Below are 16593 nucleotides of genomic sequence, written 5' to 3' on the forward strand. Positions count from 1 at the left end.
TTACCATTCTTCCTTTAATATTTTTCCTTGAAAAATTGCTGCCATTTCCTCTGAATAAACACCTGTTTTTTGATAGATAAAAAGAGGCGGCAAAATATGTACATCTCTTTTTCCGTTTTTAATGCCTTCAATCATTAAAATATTGGGTTCTCTGCCCAGCATAGGGTGTACGAACCTCATGCGTTTAGGCTCCAAACGATAGTCCCGCATCAGGGATATAATTTCCCCCAACCTGGCAGGTCGATGCACCAGAGCAAAGCGACCTTCAGAGTTAAGAAGGGCGGCTCCTTCTCGGATCACATCCTTCAGAGAACAATAAACCTCCGTGCGGGCTGCCGCCTTAACAGGGGACAGACTGATTTTTCCAGTTCCCATAGGGGCATAAGGGGGATTGCTCACCACCAAGTCAAATGAACCTTTCCCCAATTGAGCTGAAGCCTCTTTAATGTCGCCAACTTTAATAGTAATCTGTTGGTTAAGATTGTTTAATGACACACTCCTTTCGGCCATGTGCGCTACTTCCTCTTTCAGCTCCAGACCGATAATGCTGGCATTACGCAGTCGGGCAGCTAACAACAATGGAATCACTCCTGTGCCGGTCCCTAAATCTACCACCCGATCCCCCGGTCTCAAAAGCAGGAAATCCGCTAAAAGGACGGCATCCAAAGAAAAACAAAACCAATTGGGATTTTGAATTATTTTTAAATTGCGCCACAACAAGTCATCTATGCGCTCCTCAGACTGACTCACCACACCCACCCTATATCTCTCCAGAAGACTGGTTTTCTTTATTTAAAAAACTAACGCAAAAAAGACAATCCTCGGTACGTGCCCGCGCAAAATGGGCAGGGCAAACGTGATATCCTTCCTCATATAAACGAATCAGATTTTCAAAGCCTGCCCCTTGATCTTTTTTGGCATAGAGCTGGGCGCGCAAAAATTCATTCTGCTCTTCCAAATGATGAACGTGCCGCTGTATGGTTCGAATTTCCTCAATAAATTTTTGTACCTTTTCTTCCATTTCCCGAAGAGCTTGAGATAACTCCACCGTCATCACTCCTCATGTGTTTCAAATTCACCATCTTCTGCCACCGGGGCCCCGGATTTCTTCCGTCCGCATTCTCTATTTTCATAATCATCGCTTTCATATTTCAAACAGCACATTAATCTTCCGCAAATGCCGGAAATTTTCGTAGGATTCAATGATAAATGCTGTTGCTTGGCCATACGAATAGATACAGGCTGAAAATCCCCCAATATGGAATGACAGCAGAGAATGCGGCCGCAGGACGCCAAACCGCCCAACATTTTCGCCTCATCCCGCACCCCAATTTGCCTTAACTCAATGCGTGTTCGAAAAACTGCCGCCAAATCCTTCACCAAATTGCGAAAATCCACCCTGCCCTCAGCAGTAAAATAGAAGATAATTTTACTGACATCAAAGGTATATTCCACATCTACCAGCTTCATAGGCAGTTCATGTTCTTGTATCTTCTGCTGACACAGTTTAAAAGCTTCCTTTTCCTTTTCTTTATTTTCCTGATAGACACAGGTGTCCTCCTCAGTTGCCTTTCTTAAAACGCTTTTTAATGGAGAAACCACTTCTTCTTCCGGTACCATTTTGGGTGCCACCACCACGAGACCATACTCTATACCCCGGGCTGTTTCAACTACCACCCCGTCTCCGACGGTTAAATCCAACTCTTCGGGACTGAAATAATATATTTTTCCGGCTTTTTTAAACCGTACTCCAACAACCTTTTCCATCTTATTCCTCCGCTTCTGACTGAAAATAAACTTGTATTCTTAATAATAACACATCGATCGCCAATCTAAAGTTGACGTTTTGTCTTAGGAGCTGCTGACTTTGTGCCACCTCTTGCGCCGCCCGGAAAGCCTGATCCGGTGATAATGGGCTGGTTAGCAACAGATCCCAATAATCTTTATGGTGCACCATACCCTTTTCCTCGATGAGCTTGGCCACTCCAATATCCCGAAACCAGGTTACCAAACCCTCCAATAATCTCGGGACATATTCTTTATTTTTTTCCCACGTCTCAGATATTTTCAGCAGCTGAGCATAATCCATTTGTGGAAGACTTTGAACCAGGGTAACCACTTGATTCACATATTCATCCTGCTTTTCCCCTTCTACCGAAGGATCCTCCAGGACTTCTTCCCCAAATTTTATCACCTGGCAGCGGGAAAGTACAGTTGGTAAAATCTCATCTCCGTTTTCCGCCAGAAGAATAAAAATTGTTCCTTCCGGGGGTTCTTCCAACATCTTTAACATACTGTTCGCTGCAGAATGAGTCATCAGATCACCACCGGTCAAGATCAGCACCTTATATTTCCCTTCGTAATTCTGATAACTGATTAATTTATGCAATTCCCGTCCCTGCTCTATTTTAAAGCTGGTTCCTAAGGGCTCTATGATCGTGACATCAGGATGATTGTCATGTTCAATCTTGCGGCAGCTTAGGCAGACCCCGCATGCCCTCCCTTCAATAGGGGAGAGGCAATTGACTGCCTTGGCCAGATCGACAGCGTTTGCCAGGGTTATCTTTCGTGGTCCCAAAAACAGATAAGCATGAACCATTAGATTTGATTTAACGGCTTGCTGTAATTGAGGGAGCATTTCATCACCAACTTAAATTAAAATAAGGATAATTCCTAACCATTAATAATATCTTTGACCTCTCGATAAACATCCTCGTGAATCTCCGGAATGGAACGCAATTGATTTCCCTGTATACAGGAAACCTGCTTCCAACCGTATTTGGCCGCTACATAAAGGGAATTCTCATAGGAGCTTTTCAGATATAATTTATTTCTCTCATGAATATCCTGTTTTACCCCGCCGGTGTATTTATTTTTTCTTTCTTCCATCAAGCGATTACTAAATTCCGTCGGCATATCCAGAAAGATCACTCCATCCGGAACCGGCAGCTTATAGATGTTAAATTCAAAATTCCATAACCATTCCAGATAGCGGTCCTTGTCTTTACCTTCCAGCTTCGCCCCCTGGTGCACCATATTGGAGGTGGCATAACGATCCGCTAAGATAATGCCTCCCTGGGTATAAAAATCCTCCCAGATTGTTTTATAGGAAGCATAGCGATCCACGGTATAGAAGGTAGAAGATATATAGGGATCCACATCCCCAGGATTTTTGCCAAAATCACCGTTTAAATACATTTTTACTAAAGCAGAAGAAGGGCTTTGATAGTTGGGGAACTCTACCTTTTTTACCGGATAAGACTCTTGCTCCAATCTTTGAAATAACAATTGGGTTTGAGTCGCTTTCCCGCTGCTATCCGCACCGCTCTCAATAATAATTAATTTACCTTTCATCGCTCAATCTCCCCATCCTGATCCTATTCTTTCAACACCGCCAAGATTTTTCCCGACGCATCCCCCGGCCCCTGAATATGGCCGCCCCAGCTCTTAATTTGATCTATCTGATCCAAAACCTCTCGGGTGATGATTTCCCCTGGTACTACCAGCGGAATGCCCGGCGGATAAGGACAAATGAACTCACCGGAGATATAGCCTGCCGCCTCCCACAAGGGAATTCTCATTTTAGGGGCATGCATTGCCTCTCCCGGCAAAAGGACCATTTTCCCCATTTGATACCTGAAATTTGAAGAAGTCCTTTTCCTCTTTCTTATGGGAAAACGGGCTGCTAAGTCTTGTAAAGCTCCCCATAAATACTCAATCTCTTCTTTGCCATCTCCTATAGTCACGATTAAAAGTACTCCCTTTAAAGAAGCCATTTCCGGTTGAATACGGTAGGTATTCCTTAATTCCTCTGCCAGTTGATATCCGTTTAAACCTAAATCCGCGCTGTTTAACAGGATTTTACTGGAGTCAAAGCTTGTACAGCAGGATGTATTCAAAGATTCCTCATCTAAGCATTCCATCCCTTTAAGCTGTGCCACTTTGCGGCGAAACCACCGGGAAAGGTCTAAGATTTGCTCAGCCATCTGGGATCCCTTTTCCGCCCACTGCTTCCGTTGAGCATCAAGGGAAGCCATTAATAGATAAGAGGGGCTGGTGGATTGGAGCAGTGACAAATAATTTTTCAGAGGGAGATTCTGATCCTGAAGCAACAATAGACCGGATTGGGTGAAGGAGCCCATGGTTTTATGCCATCCTTGCACCGCAATTGCTGCTCCGCATTCCAAAGCTGCGGGGGGAAAAGAGGGAGAGAATTTGAAATGAGCCCCATGAGCTTCATCTGCAATTAAAGGAATACCTGCCTCCTTGGCAATACTACCAATTCCATTTATATCTGATATCAACCCCTGGTAAGTAGGGTGCACCATCACCAAAGCTTTCCCCTGAGGATAAGTCCTGATCGCTTCTGCTGCTTGTTCCGGTGTCACTCCCAAAGGCATACCCCAATTTTCATCCATCTCAGGCTGAAGATAGACCGGCTTAGCTCCCGCCAGCATCACCCCTTCATACACACTCCGATGAGCATGACGCGGAATTATAATCGTATCTCCCGGCCGGCACAAGGCCATAATGGCTGCATGAATTCCCGCGGTCACCCCGTTTACCAAAAAATATGCTTTTTGGGCACCCATCAAAGAAGCCGCTAAATTTTGCGCCGATTCTATAGGGCCTGTAGGATGGTGCAGATCATCCAAACCCTCAATCTCTGTCAGGTCTAAAGAAAAAACCCCTTGTCCCAAATACGCCTGCCATTGGGGAAGAAGTCCTCTTCCCCCTTTATGACCGGGGACATGGAAGGGATGAAATTTCTTGCATTGATATTTTATCAGTTCCTCCAAAAGAGGAGCTGTCCTTTGGCTAATTTTCTTTACTTGCTTCATAGTCATTGAACCTGCTGTTATCTTAATCATATTTTCGTCTCGATACAAGATGCATTTTTTTCGAAAATATCTATCTTAGATTATATCAGAATTTATCCCTAAAAGCACTGAGAAGAGTATCCCACACTCTTCTCAGCTAACTGCGTATTTCTGCCCTTCCAATCCATATTTTTTTTAAACAATTCTGTACATAAGGATAATAAATATCCTCCGGATTTAGTGTGGCAATCATCTCCTCACAATATGGGCAAATAAAGTTCCCCTGGATAATCATACCTCTCGCATGCAGAGGCACGATCTCGCTGCAAACTAAACACCTTATTTTCATCATGAGCGGCCATTCCCTTTCTATGTGTATTCTACCCTTATAAACTATATTATTAAAACTGCTCCCGCCTGTGTCTGGCAGCTAATTATTTTCCCCTTAAAGCATGATCTTTGAGCTTGTACCATAATTTTGAGGAAAAAAGCTTGCACAAAATTCCCTGAGCAAGCAAACTTTTTTATTTTTTCTTTGTATCCCGGCATAATCAATATAGGTATCCCCTGTCAGCAGCAATTCCGAGATGGGAACCACCTGATAGCCATCCTTCTCCAAGGCTGTTAACATAGGATCTAATGCATCCGGCGTGTATTTTCCTGCATTATGAAATAAAATAATATCCCCCGGCTTGATTTTGGTTAAAATTCGATTTTGAATTTCATTAGCGGACAAATCCTTCCAGTCCAAGGAATCCACACTCCATTGGATCGCCTTAAAACCCAATCGATCTACGGTGCGGATCACATTGTTATTATAGTCTCCATAGGGCGGCCGAAAAAGTACCGGCTTTTGTTCTGTGGCATCATAAATCATTTGAAAGTTATCTTGTAGTTCTTTTTCCATCTGCGCTTCTGAAAGCTGAGTAAAATGGGGATGGGTAGCGGAGTGCATCCCGATTTCATGACCCTTAGAAGCAATTGTGCGTGCTACATCAGGATATTTTTCCAGCCAAATATTTACCAAAAAGAAGGTGGTCTTGATCTTGTGCTCTTCCATGATCGTCAATAGTTTTTCCGTATTCTCAATTCCCCAGGTGGCATCAAAACTTATGGCAATCCTTTTGTCCGGCACATCTACACTATAAATCGGCAATAAACGAATAGTTTTTGAAACCATACTTACCAGATAATTCCTGCCCGTTAATTGTGCTGGCGCCAAAACAACGCCCGCCATCATCACCAGTAATATTGTCCCTGCCAGCCATTTATATTTACGTTTTCCCCTCATATCGATTACAATCATAGAAATCTCCCTCCCACGCTTCATCACTAATATTTATGCAGATTTGCAGGGAATATGTATGAATAGGCAAGAAAAATAAGCTGTACCCCAGCGATTATTCAACCGCCGATGCAACAGCTCTTAAGATCACCTCGTATGAAATTGATATCAAGGACTACCGTTGTTTTTAATCAGTAATCAGCTATGATGCAGAATTATTTTTTCTATCGGATAATATCTGTATAATTTGTTTGTTTGCCTCAATAACCTCATCTAATTGCTTAATGATTATTTCATTTTGCAGACGCTGATTCTCATCTCTCTTTTTACTATTTTTGTAAATATTATATATTAGGAGCCCGATAAAAGCAATTAAGAATATATTTATTAAAGCCCATAGTAATTCACTAATGTTAATTGTCACCTATTTAACCTCCCTGTTATGATTAGCTTTTAATATTAATACCTTCCCAGCACAATTTTAACTGAGAAGGTATTTTAAATCTTTATCCATTATAATCGGTTAAAATGTATTAAAACTAATTTTAGTGGAATATCATTAAATAACCATCCAGACTTATTGTTTTTGAATATAATCTTACTGTCCCATTAACTAAAAGATAGTATTCTAATTCCCCTTCAGCCCAAGCGTAAACATCCCTACCATTTGAATAAATTTCTGCGCCACGAGTCGTCTCATCCCAGTCAAACCCCAAGGTAAATCCTGTTATATTTGTGAATGCTAAAGCTCTCGTAACTCGGTAGCCATCATCTGTAACTGTTACCTTTAAATCTACTTTACCATATAAAGGAACCCCAATTTGGTAAGAGTCAACTGTATAAGTTCTCGTGGCAAATGTCGAAGCATCTGAATTTATATTTTTTGATAAATCAATAACAATCGGTTTCTTTTCTTTCTTAGCATGGTCGTCTATACTTTTGTTAATTAATTCTAAAAAATAAACCAGTTCTTTTTCATTTTTAATTTCTATTGGATTAACACCATTCGGAATTTCAGATACAGTCTTCAAACCATATGCCTCAAAAATTTCATCATATGTTTGATCTTCAGATGCAAAGACATTTGGAACAAAAACGACGGTAAATAAGACACTCACTAAAAACATAATTAATACAAGATTTGAATTTTTTTAGACATAATTCTTAACATTTTAAATTTACCTCCCTAATTAATCTTTTTATCTTAATTGAGTAATCTGGACTGTTTTGAGCCACCTGTCCGGTCAAAGTGAGCCACCTTTCTGTTTTTGACTGAGCCACTATTCCGGAATAAGAAAACCAGTTGCCGCATTTATTCCACGATCCTCTTGACAACGAGCCTCCACCGGCATATTTTCAGGCATCAGAGGCATCCCCCATGCGAGCATGGTTGATGCCTGGCGCATCAGCCTAACATGCCGGAACTCATTGTCAAGAGGCTTTCGCGGCATAAACGCTGGTTGGCTTTTCATCCCGGACAGGTGGCTCCCGCCACACCGGAATCGCGGCTCCGCCGCAACGGTATATTCACTTAATTTAGCCAAAACAACTAATATTACAGAATTTTCCCCCCCTTTCTGTCCTCCTGGAGGTCGTTTATTATGTTATACTTCTAAAAAAAGGCCCTTACCTCCATGAAAGAAAATAATGTTTCCGGTCTTTCGCATCCATAAACTGGTTATATTACAAATTAAAGATGCGAAAGAAAAACGTGACCTGTTCATAACAATTAGCTGATCAAAATAGAATACTCTCACCCCTTTCCGTCTTCCTGGAGATCGTATATTATTTCGAAGAAAATGTAAATTTATTCAATTAAAATATTATTTGAGTATGAATAGATTGATTCGTCGATGCCGTTATCAGAGGCAGAATGGTGACATTTAACTCTATAATAGTATCCTCGTGAAACTGAATAAGAATACATTCCTTCCACTTGGCTTGTATTATTTTGCTTAAAGGTTCTTGATGTAACATCAACCCAGGAGGACCCGGTCCATCTTTGCAAATATGGTCTAACTGATAATTCATCTACTGAAAACAACGCGGTAGTAATTCCATTCACAACAACACTGGCTGCAGAACCATTCTGTATCACTAAACAATCTCCAAGACCTAATAATCTCAGTGACCTTAAATCTATTGAATTTTCTACAAAATCATGATGTGGAGGGGGAACTGTTCTTGGTTGTGCAGCTATTACATTGCTCGTGTAAAGTAACATAAAGACACATACAGAAATTCCTAAAGCAATTGTTTTTTTGAACATGATCATCATCCTTCAAAATTAGTTTCTATATATTAGATAATTAACCCCCATGTTAGGTTCACTAATTTTGAAGATTATTTGCAATTTTTTTTATTTCATCGGGTGTTAAGTAACCTTCTATACTATAAAATACCCCTTGATCAGCCCATTTTAGTATTACCATATCATTTTTAAGCTTTATAATAGTGCCCTCTATCCCCCTAACCATTGTATTTTCAACAACAGTATCCTCTATATCAAAACTTACTCCCAAAGAGACATTATCACATAAGCCCATTTCAGATATCATTAGCTGTTTATCAGAATATTTTAAAATAATCTTTACAATATCTTCTTCACCAATAACCTCAACATCTTTTAGGGTAACTCCTTCCGGGAGCCATCCTGGCATAAAGGGCTTAAATGGCAGTTTTCTTTTAGCATCTTCTAATGTTTTTTGAATTTCTGTCTCCTTATTTATTGGAGGCGGATTCATCTTGTTATTCGTAATAGTTGTATCTTGGCGATATACCTCAGAAATATTAAATATTGTATTTTCCAAAAAAGTTTCCACCCTTGTAAATAACCGTATATTTAAAGCAGCTCCAATATTAGGGGATAATATTGAAGCCAGAAAAAAAATTAATAAAGCTGCAGCAGCACACGCCGTAAACCGTTTCACGAAAACGTGTCGGATAGTCTTGCACTCTATACCTATTTCCTGCATTATTCTATCTTTGGCTTCATCCGGTACCCGTTGATTATTAATCGCTACTTTTAAATTATCTTGGATAAAATTATCTATTTCTATATCATTTCTAATGTCCTTATTCATTCTCATCCCTCCCTCAATTTTAAACTTAATAAAGTTTCACTCTTATCAATTATTTCTTTTAATTTTTTTCGGGCACGGAATAATCGGGATTTGACGGTGCCGTCGGGTACCCCAATCATTTCAGCAATTTCTGTTATTTCAAGATCATGGTAATATTTTAAAATCACTACTTCTTGCAACTCAATGGATAATTTCCCAACTACATATAATAATTCTTCTTGTAATTCATAAGTTTGATATATGCTTTCGGGTGTATTATATTCTACATTATTTTTTTCAGCAATTTCTTCTAATGCCATCGGGATGATTTTGCTTTTTTTCTTTAACATGGATCTAGCTATATTTAATGTTATTGTCGATAACCAAGGACCCATTTTTAGAGGATCCTTAAACTGGTAATACTTTTGAAAACAAGTTATAAATGTCTCTTGGCATATTTCCTCACTTAATGAAATATCCTGAGTAATAGATAATGCGATTTTAAAAACCTGATTAAAATAAGTTTCATATATGTATTTCTGTAAGTCAGTCGAAATCGTATATTTCTTATTAATCAAACTAATCACCTTCTTTTGAATAGCCTTCAGATCCTCAAAAGCAGTTTATGCTTTCTTATGATGATGGTATTAAGCATACCTTCTCTGGCTTTTTTGTATTCAAGGTATAAAATATTCCAATCCCTTGGCATTATTACATAATTTACATATAAGTTTATCATGATTTTGGATTATTTACCACATTTGTTTATTCAATAAGCAACTGCCATTATATTCCTTGCTAAATAAAACAAAAAAGGGAACCTACCTGGTCCCCTAAACTTATACCTTCTGATATAGCCAAAAAGCACACCAAATAGTGTGCTTTTATAAATTAGAACCTGGCAACGACCTACCCTCCCAGGGACCTGCGTCCCAAGTACTATCGGCGCTGGAGAGCTTAACTTCTGTGTTCGGAATGGATACAGGTGGGGCCTCTCCGCCATCATCACCAGGAAAAAGTATTCAGTTGGTTAGTTTGTTAGTTGGTTAGTGGTTAGGAAAATAATTAGCTAACCATCAACTACCTGGAACAATCTACAACTGTTCTCTCAAAACTACACAGTGAAGTCTTTTATGCTTAGGTTTCATTCAGTCTCCAGTCTTTGTAGACATTGGCTTTTCCAATCCACTGTCTACTGTCCAACTGTTTACTGTTTTTTAAGGTCAAGTCCTCGACCTATTAGTACCGGTCAGCTCCGGACATTACTGCCCTTCCACACCCGGCCTATCTACCAGTTCGTCTTTCTGGGGTCTTATCAGCTTGCGCTGTGGGAAATCTTATCTTAAGGGGGGCTTCGCGCTTAGATGCTTTCAGCGCTTATCCCTGCCAGACTTAGCTACCCAGCTGTACCCTTGGCAGGATAACTGGTACACCAGTGGTCTGTCCATCCCGGTCCTCTCGTACTAGGGACAGTGCCTCTCAAATTTCCTCCGCCTGCGACGGATAGGGACCGAACTGTCTCACGACGTTCTGAACCCAGCTCACGTACCGCTTTAATGGGCGAACAGCCCAACCCTTGGGACCTACTACAGCCCCAGGATGCGATGAGCCGACATCGAGGTGCCAAACCTCCCCGTCGATGTGGACTCTTGGGGGAGATAAGCCTGTTATCCCCGGGGTAGCTTTTATCCGTTGAGCGACGGCCCTTCCACTCGGTACCGCCGGATCACTAAGCCCGACTTTCGTCCCTGCTCGAAATGTCTCTCTCGCAGTCAAGCTCCCTTCTGCCTTTACACTCTTCGCGCGATTTCCATCCGCGCTGAGGGAACCTTTGGGCGCCTCCGTTACTCTTTGGGAGGCGACCGCCCCAGTCAAACTGCCCACCTGACAATGTCCTTCAGCCGGCTTACGGCTTGAAGTTAGAATTTCAGCACATCAAGAGTGGTATCCCACCAGCGACTCCAATGAGACTGGCGTCCCATCTTCTTAGTCTCCCACCTATCCTGTACGTGATATACCAAAATCCAATGTCAGGCTGCAGTAAAGCTCCACGGGGTCTTTCTGTCCTGTCGCAGGTAACCGGTATCTTCACCGGTATTACAATTTCGCCGAGTCCCTTGTTGAGACAGTGCCCAAATCGTTACGCCTTTCGTGCGGGTCGGAACTTACCCGACAAGGAATTTCGCTACCTTAGGACCGTTATAGTTACGGCCGCCGTTTACTGGGGCTTCAATTCAAAGCTTCGTCTTTCGACTGACCTCTCCTCTTAACCTTCCAGCACCGGGCAGGCGTCAGCACCTATACGTCGTCTTTCGACTTTGCAGGCACCTGTGTTTTTGCTAAACAGTCGCTTGGGCCTTTTCTCTGCGGCCTCTTCATGCTCAGTCTGTTATAAACTTCACATTACAAAGGCACCCCTTCTCCCGAAGTTACGGGGTCATTTTGCCGAGTTCCTTAACAAGGGTTCTCTCGCGCGCCTTAGGATTCTCACCCCACCTACCTGTGTCGGTTTTCGGTACAGGCACCTGGCTCCTCGTTAGAGGCTTTTCTTGACAGTGTGGGATCAGTCAGTTCGCTACTTATTTTCGCTCCCCATCACCTCTCAGGATCTTTGAAAGACGGTTTTTCCTATCTTTCTCCCTACAGGCTTGGACGCACTCTACCAACCGTGCGCTTGACCTACCCTCCTGTGTCACCCCTTCCTTCAAACGGATCCAGGTGGTATCGGAATCTTTACCGATTGTCCATCATCTACGCTTTTCGCCTCGACTTAGGTCCTGACTTACCCTGGGCGGACGAGCCTTCCCCAGGAACCCTTAGGTTTTTGGCGGGCAGGATTCTCACCTGCCTTTTCGCTTACTCATACCGGCATTCTCACTACTGAACTCTCCAGCTCTCCTTCCGGTAAACCTTCTTCGTGTTCAGTACGCTCCCCTACCACTCAAGAAGCAAGAAGCTTCTTGAATCCGAAGCTTCGGTGGTGTGCTTGAGCCCCGTTACATTTTCGGCGCAGGGTCACTCGACCAGTGAGCTATTACGCACTCTTTAAATGGTGGCTGCTTCTAAGCCAACATCCTGGTTGTTTTAGCAACTCTACATCCTTTTCCACTTAGCACACACTTTGGGACCTTAGCTGTCGATCTGGGCTGTTTCCCTTTCGACTATGAAGCTTATCCCCCACAGTCTGACTCCCAAGATAAATTTATGGCATTCGCAGTTTGTGAGAGTTCGGTAACCTGGTTAGGCCCCTAGCTCGAACAGTGCTCTACCGCCATAAATCATCTCTTGAGGCTAGCCCTAAAGCTATTTCGGGGAGAACCAGCTATCTCTTGGTTCGATTGGCATTTCACCCCTACCCACAATTCATCCGCTCACTTTTCAACGTAAGTCGGTTCGGGCCTCCACTCAGTCTTACCTGAGCTTCACCCTGACCATGGGTAGATCACCAAGTTTCGGGTCTACAACAACGAACTTTCCGCCCTATTAAGACTCGCTTTCGCTTCGGCTCCGTCTTCTCTGTCTATGGTAATCTAATAGTAGGCCACCGTAGTCATTGAAAAACCGGCCACAATAGATTAACCTACTTGAGAGGAAATTCAACAGGTAGGGGCTGGGAGAGATGATCACAATGAACATCAAGCAACAAATTTTAATGATGCATATTCATGAAGGGAAATCGCGCCGGGAAATTGCGAAAATAACAGGGATCAATCGGGACACCGTAGGAAAGTACATTGGACAATATGAGGAAGGGAGACAGCAATTATTGTCGAGCGGGTCGGCAGATATCCAGGCACTAGTCGACACCCTCACTTCTGCCCCCAAGTATACTGTGGGCATTCGACCCAAAAGAAAAATGACTGACGAGGTTGTGAACAGGATCCAGTTCTATCTTGACGAGAATGAAACTAAGCGAAATCAGGGGCGGCACAAGCAGCAAAAAAAAGCCATTGATATCTTTGAAGCACTGGAAGCCGAGGGTACTCAACTAAGTTACAGTACCGTTCTTCGAACCATTAGAAGCTTGGAACGGAAACCAAAGGAAGCGTTTATTAAGGCTCTGTATGAACTTGGAGACATTTGCGAATTTGATTGGGGTGAGGTTAAACTAAAAATTAATGGAAAATTTCAAGTTTTTCAGATGGCCGTATTCACAACGGCTTACGGGAACTATCGCTTTGCTTATCTGTTCACCAAACAAACAACAGAGTGTTTTCAGGAAGCACACGCCCTGTTTTTCCAGCATATCGGCCAAGTGTATCGTACCATGGTGTACGATAACATGAAAGTCGCGGTGAAAAGGTTTATTGGAACGGAGAAGGAGCCGACGCAAGGATTGCTTCAATTGTCGCTCTACTATGGTTTTCAGTATCGGTTTTGCAATATTCGCAAGGGCAACGAAAAAGGTCATGTGGAGCGAAGCGTCGAGGTCGTTCGCCGAAAAGCCTTCGCTTTTCGGGACGAATTTGAATCCCTGGAGGAGGCAAATCAATATTTGCAGGATGTGTGCACTAAGCGTAATCGTAAGTCCCATGATGAGTACAACGGCCAGACGGCGGAGGAACGATTGGAAGAAGAGCGCCCCGCATTGCTGCCCACCCTTCCACCATTTGATGCAGCTCGCGTGATTTATGGACGGGTGAACAAATATTCCACCATCATCGTTGATCAGAATCGTTACTCAGTACCGGATCATTTGGTAGGTGAATCGATCATGATTAAAGCATATGCGACCCGGGTGCGATGCTTCCATCAGGAATCCTTGGTAGCGGAGCATGTGCGATTAACCGGCAACCACGAGTGGCGGCTTGATCTGAATCATTATTTGGATACGCTAAGGAAAAAACCTGGTGCATTTGCCGGTAGTGCGGCATGGCAGCAGGCTCCTAAAAGGATAAAAGAAATATACGAAACATATTATACCAAACAAGACAAGGAATTTATACAGCTATTGCAATATATTCGAGACGATGTCCCATTTGCGGAAGTCGAGCAAGCTATTCGGGAGCTGGAGAAAATTCATCCGGCTCAAGTGACTACGGATAAAATTAAAGTGCTTTGTGCTAGGAATCGTGACGCGATGCCTGTTGTTCAACCAAATCTCTCGAAAACGGGAAAAGAGATTGTAGAGCGGTCAGCACAGCAGCTTCGCATGTACGATGACATGTTTGATACCCATACACCAAAAGCAAAGGAGGACGTTGCATGAGTAACGCGCCGCGCAAGGCGTTTAAGGAAGCGATATTGGAATATAGCAAAGAACTGAGACTCCCTATGATTCGTAAGCATTTGGATGAGCAAGTTCGGGAGTCAACGCAGCAGGATGCCAGTTATGAAGCATTTCTGGCGCAGTTACTGGAGAAGGAATGTGATGCTCGTCGGGAAGCCTCGCGGCATAATCGCATTCGTCTGGCTGAATTTACACATAAAAAGTACCTTGAAGATTTGGTCATCGCGGATTTGCCAGATGATGCCCAAAAGAAGTTAAAGCAGCTGAAAACATTAGAGTTTATTCAGGAGGGGCGCAACATTATTCTGGCGGGGAACCCGGGAACAGGCAAGACGCATGTGAGTATTGGGCTAGGCTTAAAGGCCTGCCTGGAGGGATATAAAGTATGGTTTACAACTGTTCCCCTCCTCATTAACCGGATTAAAGAATGCCGAGCAGAGCAAACTCTTCGAGCCTTCCAGAACCGCTTTGAAAAATATGATTTGGTTATTGCCGATGAAATGGGTTATATATCTTTTGATAAGGAAGGATCTGAATTATTGTTTACCCATTTGTCGCTGAGGGCTGGTCGCAAATCGACAATCATCACAACCAACTTATCCTTCGAACGATGGGGTGAAATTTTTCAGGATCCCGTGATGACGGCGGCCATGATTGACCGGTTGACGCATCAGTCATACATCGTCAACATGAATGGAAACTCGTACCGCATGAAAGAAACGAAGGAGTGGTTACAACAACAGCAACTGGCATGAAGAAAAAAACAATAACCCTGTATAAAGGTTTATCATGTTTTTGATAAACATTTATACAGGATGTAACAAGCGATAGCGCGTTAGCATTCATCGTGAAACAATGCTCTTTGAAAACTAAATATGCTTATGAAACGACTAAATTTTTTTTTCTTAGTGGCCGAAAATTAAATGACTATATGGCCTAATTTTAAGTTGACAAATACACTTCTCGACTTAACCTCGCTCGTTATCGTAACTCGCCGGTCCATTCTACAAAAGGTACGCCATCACACATTTAAAGTGCTCTGACAGTTTGTAAGCATACGGTTTCAGGTTCTTTTTCACTCCCCTCCCGGGGTTCTTTTCACCTTTCCCTCACGGTACTGGTTCACTATCGGTCGCCAAGGAGTATTTAGCCTTGGGGGGTGGTCCCCCCTGATTCCCACGGGGTTTCTCGTGTCCCGCGGTACTTGGGATACTTTCGAGCATTTCCGCCTTTCGCCTACAGGATTGTTACCCTCTGTGATGGGTCTTTCCAGACCTCTTCGGCTAGGTTTCCATACTTCTCATGAAAGTCCCGCAACCCCGGTTGCCTAAGCAACCGGTTTAGGCTCTTCCCGTTTCGCTCGCCGCTACTCGGGGAATCGAGTTTTCTTTCTCTTCCTCTGGGTACTTAGATGTTTCAGTTCCCCAGGTTGTCTTCAAACACCTATTTATTCAGTGCTTGATGACTGGATACTACTCCAGCCGGGTTTCCCCATTCGGACATCTCCGGTTCTTCGCCTGCTTGCGGCTTACCGAAGCTTTTCGCAGCTTACCACGTCCTTCTTCGACTCTTGGCGCCAAGGCATCCACCGTACGCTCTTTTTACCTTGACCTTGCTTTGCAATGCATGTTTGCACTGCTTTCTTCTTTTGGTCTTTGGTTTTCATCTTTTCATGACTACTGACCAAATAACCTACTGATTACTCTTAGATGATGAATCCTAAGCATTTCTTTGTAATACTCAGCTCTCGCTGAGTTACCTTTTACTGCTTCACTGTGTAATTTTCAAAGAACAATTTTTTCTCGCATTCTTGCATTCTCAGGAACTCCGGTCCCTGAAAACCAAACAGTACTTCAGCCTGATGTATCGACCTTAGGATACACTTACTTAAATGCTTTTTAATGATGGGGGAAGTTTCCGCCTGGGTAAAGGTAACTCCGCTGCCCATGATCACCTGATCTTCTGTTTCTTTAATTTGGCAAAGATCTCTGATCCCACCCACATCCACAATGGTGCCCGGCATCTCCTTTTTTTGTAAATCCAAAATTAAATCTGTCCCGCCGGCCAGTATCTTCCCCTTGTTTTCTGCTAATAAGTTCAATGCTTCTTCTATGGTCCCTGGTCTAAAATATGCTTCCATGTGCAACACTTGGCCACCTCCTATACCAAAATATATGACTCCATTTAGGTTCATTA

At 42.8% G+C, this 16593-nt stretch carries 14 protein-coding genes and 2 rRNA genes; all 16 read right to left on the bottom strand.

From position 1 onward, the window contains the following. The 16 genes from CEQ75_RS02385 to CEQ75_RS02470 all read right to left on the bottom strand — a co-directional run bounded on the left by CEQ75_RS02385 (position 1) and on the right by CEQ75_RS02470 (position 16537). A complete protein-coding gene (locus CEQ75_RS02385; RefSeq protein ID WP_089608922.1) occupies positions 1 to 759 on the bottom strand; it encodes a tRNA1(Val) (adenine(37)-N6)-methyltransferase in 759 nt (252 codons plus the stop codon). A gap of 1 nt (position 760) precedes the next feature. Then, the gene (locus CEQ75_RS02390) at positions 761 to 1048 is read right to left on the bottom strand and encodes an initiation control protein YabA (protein WP_198306610.1); all 288 of its coding nucleotides are present in this window, start codon (positions 1046 to 1048) and stop codon (positions 761 to 763) included. A 5-nt stretch (positions 1049 to 1053) separates the two neighbouring features. Beyond that, positions 1054 to 1767: a PSP1 domain-containing protein gene (locus tag CEQ75_RS02395; RefSeq protein WP_089608924.1), complete on the bottom strand. Its 714-nt coding sequence runs from the start codon at positions 1765 to 1767 to the stop codon at positions 1054 to 1056. Between the two features lies 1 nt (position 1768). Further along, positions 1769 to 2638, bottom strand: coding sequence for a DNA polymerase III subunit (locus CEQ75_RS02400; protein ID WP_089608925.1), 870 nt, complete (start codon positions 2636 to 2638; stop codon positions 1769 to 1771). A 35-nt stretch (positions 2639 to 2673) separates the two neighbouring features. Continuing rightward, the gene (locus CEQ75_RS02405) at positions 2674 to 3354 is read right to left on the bottom strand and encodes a dTMP kinase (RefSeq protein WP_089608926.1); all 681 of its coding nucleotides are present in this window, start codon (positions 3352 to 3354) and stop codon (positions 2674 to 2676) included. Positions 3355 to 3377: 23 nt separating this feature from the next. Continuing rightward, positions 3378 to 4841: an aminotransferase class I/II-fold pyridoxal phosphate-dependent enzyme gene (locus CEQ75_RS02410; protein ID WP_198306611.1), complete on the bottom strand. Its 1464-nt coding sequence runs from the start codon at positions 4839 to 4841 to the stop codon at positions 3378 to 3380. Positions 4842 to 4977: 136 nt separating this feature from the next. Then, positions 4978 to 5172, bottom strand: a complete 195-nt coding sequence (locus CEQ75_RS19450) for a sigma factor G inhibitor Gin (RefSeq protein ID WP_089608928.1) — start codon at positions 5170 to 5172, stop codon at positions 4978 to 4980. Between the two features lie 93 nt (positions 5173 to 5265). After that, positions 5266 to 6126, bottom strand: coding sequence for a polysaccharide deacetylase family protein (locus CEQ75_RS02420; RefSeq protein ID WP_198306612.1), 861 nt, complete (start codon positions 6124 to 6126; stop codon positions 5266 to 5268). 181 nt (positions 6127 to 6307) lie between these two features. Then, a complete protein-coding gene (locus tag CEQ75_RS02425) occupies positions 6308 to 6529 on the bottom strand; it encodes a hypothetical protein (protein ID WP_089608929.1) in 222 nt (73 codons plus the stop codon). A gap of 121 nt (positions 6530 to 6650) precedes the next feature. Further along, positions 6651 to 7232 (bottom strand): hypothetical protein, encoded by a 582-nt coding sequence (locus tag CEQ75_RS02430; protein ID WP_089608930.1) that lies wholly within the window; start codon positions 7230 to 7232, stop codon positions 6651 to 6653. Positions 7233 to 7912: 680 nt separating this feature from the next. Further along, positions 7913 to 8374, bottom strand: coding sequence for a DUF6147 family protein (locus tag CEQ75_RS18240; protein WP_157677279.1), 462 nt, complete (start codon positions 8372 to 8374; stop codon positions 7913 to 7915). A 61-nt stretch (positions 8375 to 8435) separates the two neighbouring features. Continuing rightward, the gene (locus tag CEQ75_RS02440) at positions 8436 to 9188 is read right to left on the bottom strand and encodes a DUF4367 domain-containing protein (protein WP_157677281.1); all 753 of its coding nucleotides are present in this window, start codon (positions 9186 to 9188) and stop codon (positions 8436 to 8438) included. A 2-nt stretch (positions 9189 to 9190) separates the two neighbouring features. Continuing rightward, the gene (locus tag CEQ75_RS02445) at positions 9191 to 9745 is read right to left on the bottom strand and encodes an RNA polymerase sigma factor (RefSeq protein ID WP_157677283.1); all 555 of its coding nucleotides are present in this window, start codon (positions 9743 to 9745) and stop codon (positions 9191 to 9193) included. Positions 9746 to 10063: 318 nt separating this feature from the next. Further along, positions 10064 to 10180: ribosomal RNA gene (rrf, locus tag CEQ75_RS02450) — 5S ribosomal RNA — on the bottom strand. Positions 10181 to 10386: 206 nt separating this feature from the next. Beyond that, positions 10387 to 16009 (bottom strand): 23S ribosomal RNA (locus tag CEQ75_RS18565). 150 nt (positions 16010 to 16159) lie between these two features. Then, positions 16160 to 16537, bottom strand: a complete 378-nt coding sequence (locus CEQ75_RS02470) for an FAD binding domain-containing protein (protein WP_242965440.1) — start codon at positions 16535 to 16537, stop codon at positions 16160 to 16162. Positions 16538 to 16593: the final 56 nt, after the last annotated feature.

It is taken from the genome of Dehalobacterium formicoaceticum (assembly GCF_002224645.1).
In the GTDB taxonomy this organism is placed as follows: Bacteria; Bacillota; Dehalobacteriia; order Dehalobacteriales; family Dehalobacteriaceae; genus Dehalobacterium; species Dehalobacterium formicoaceticum.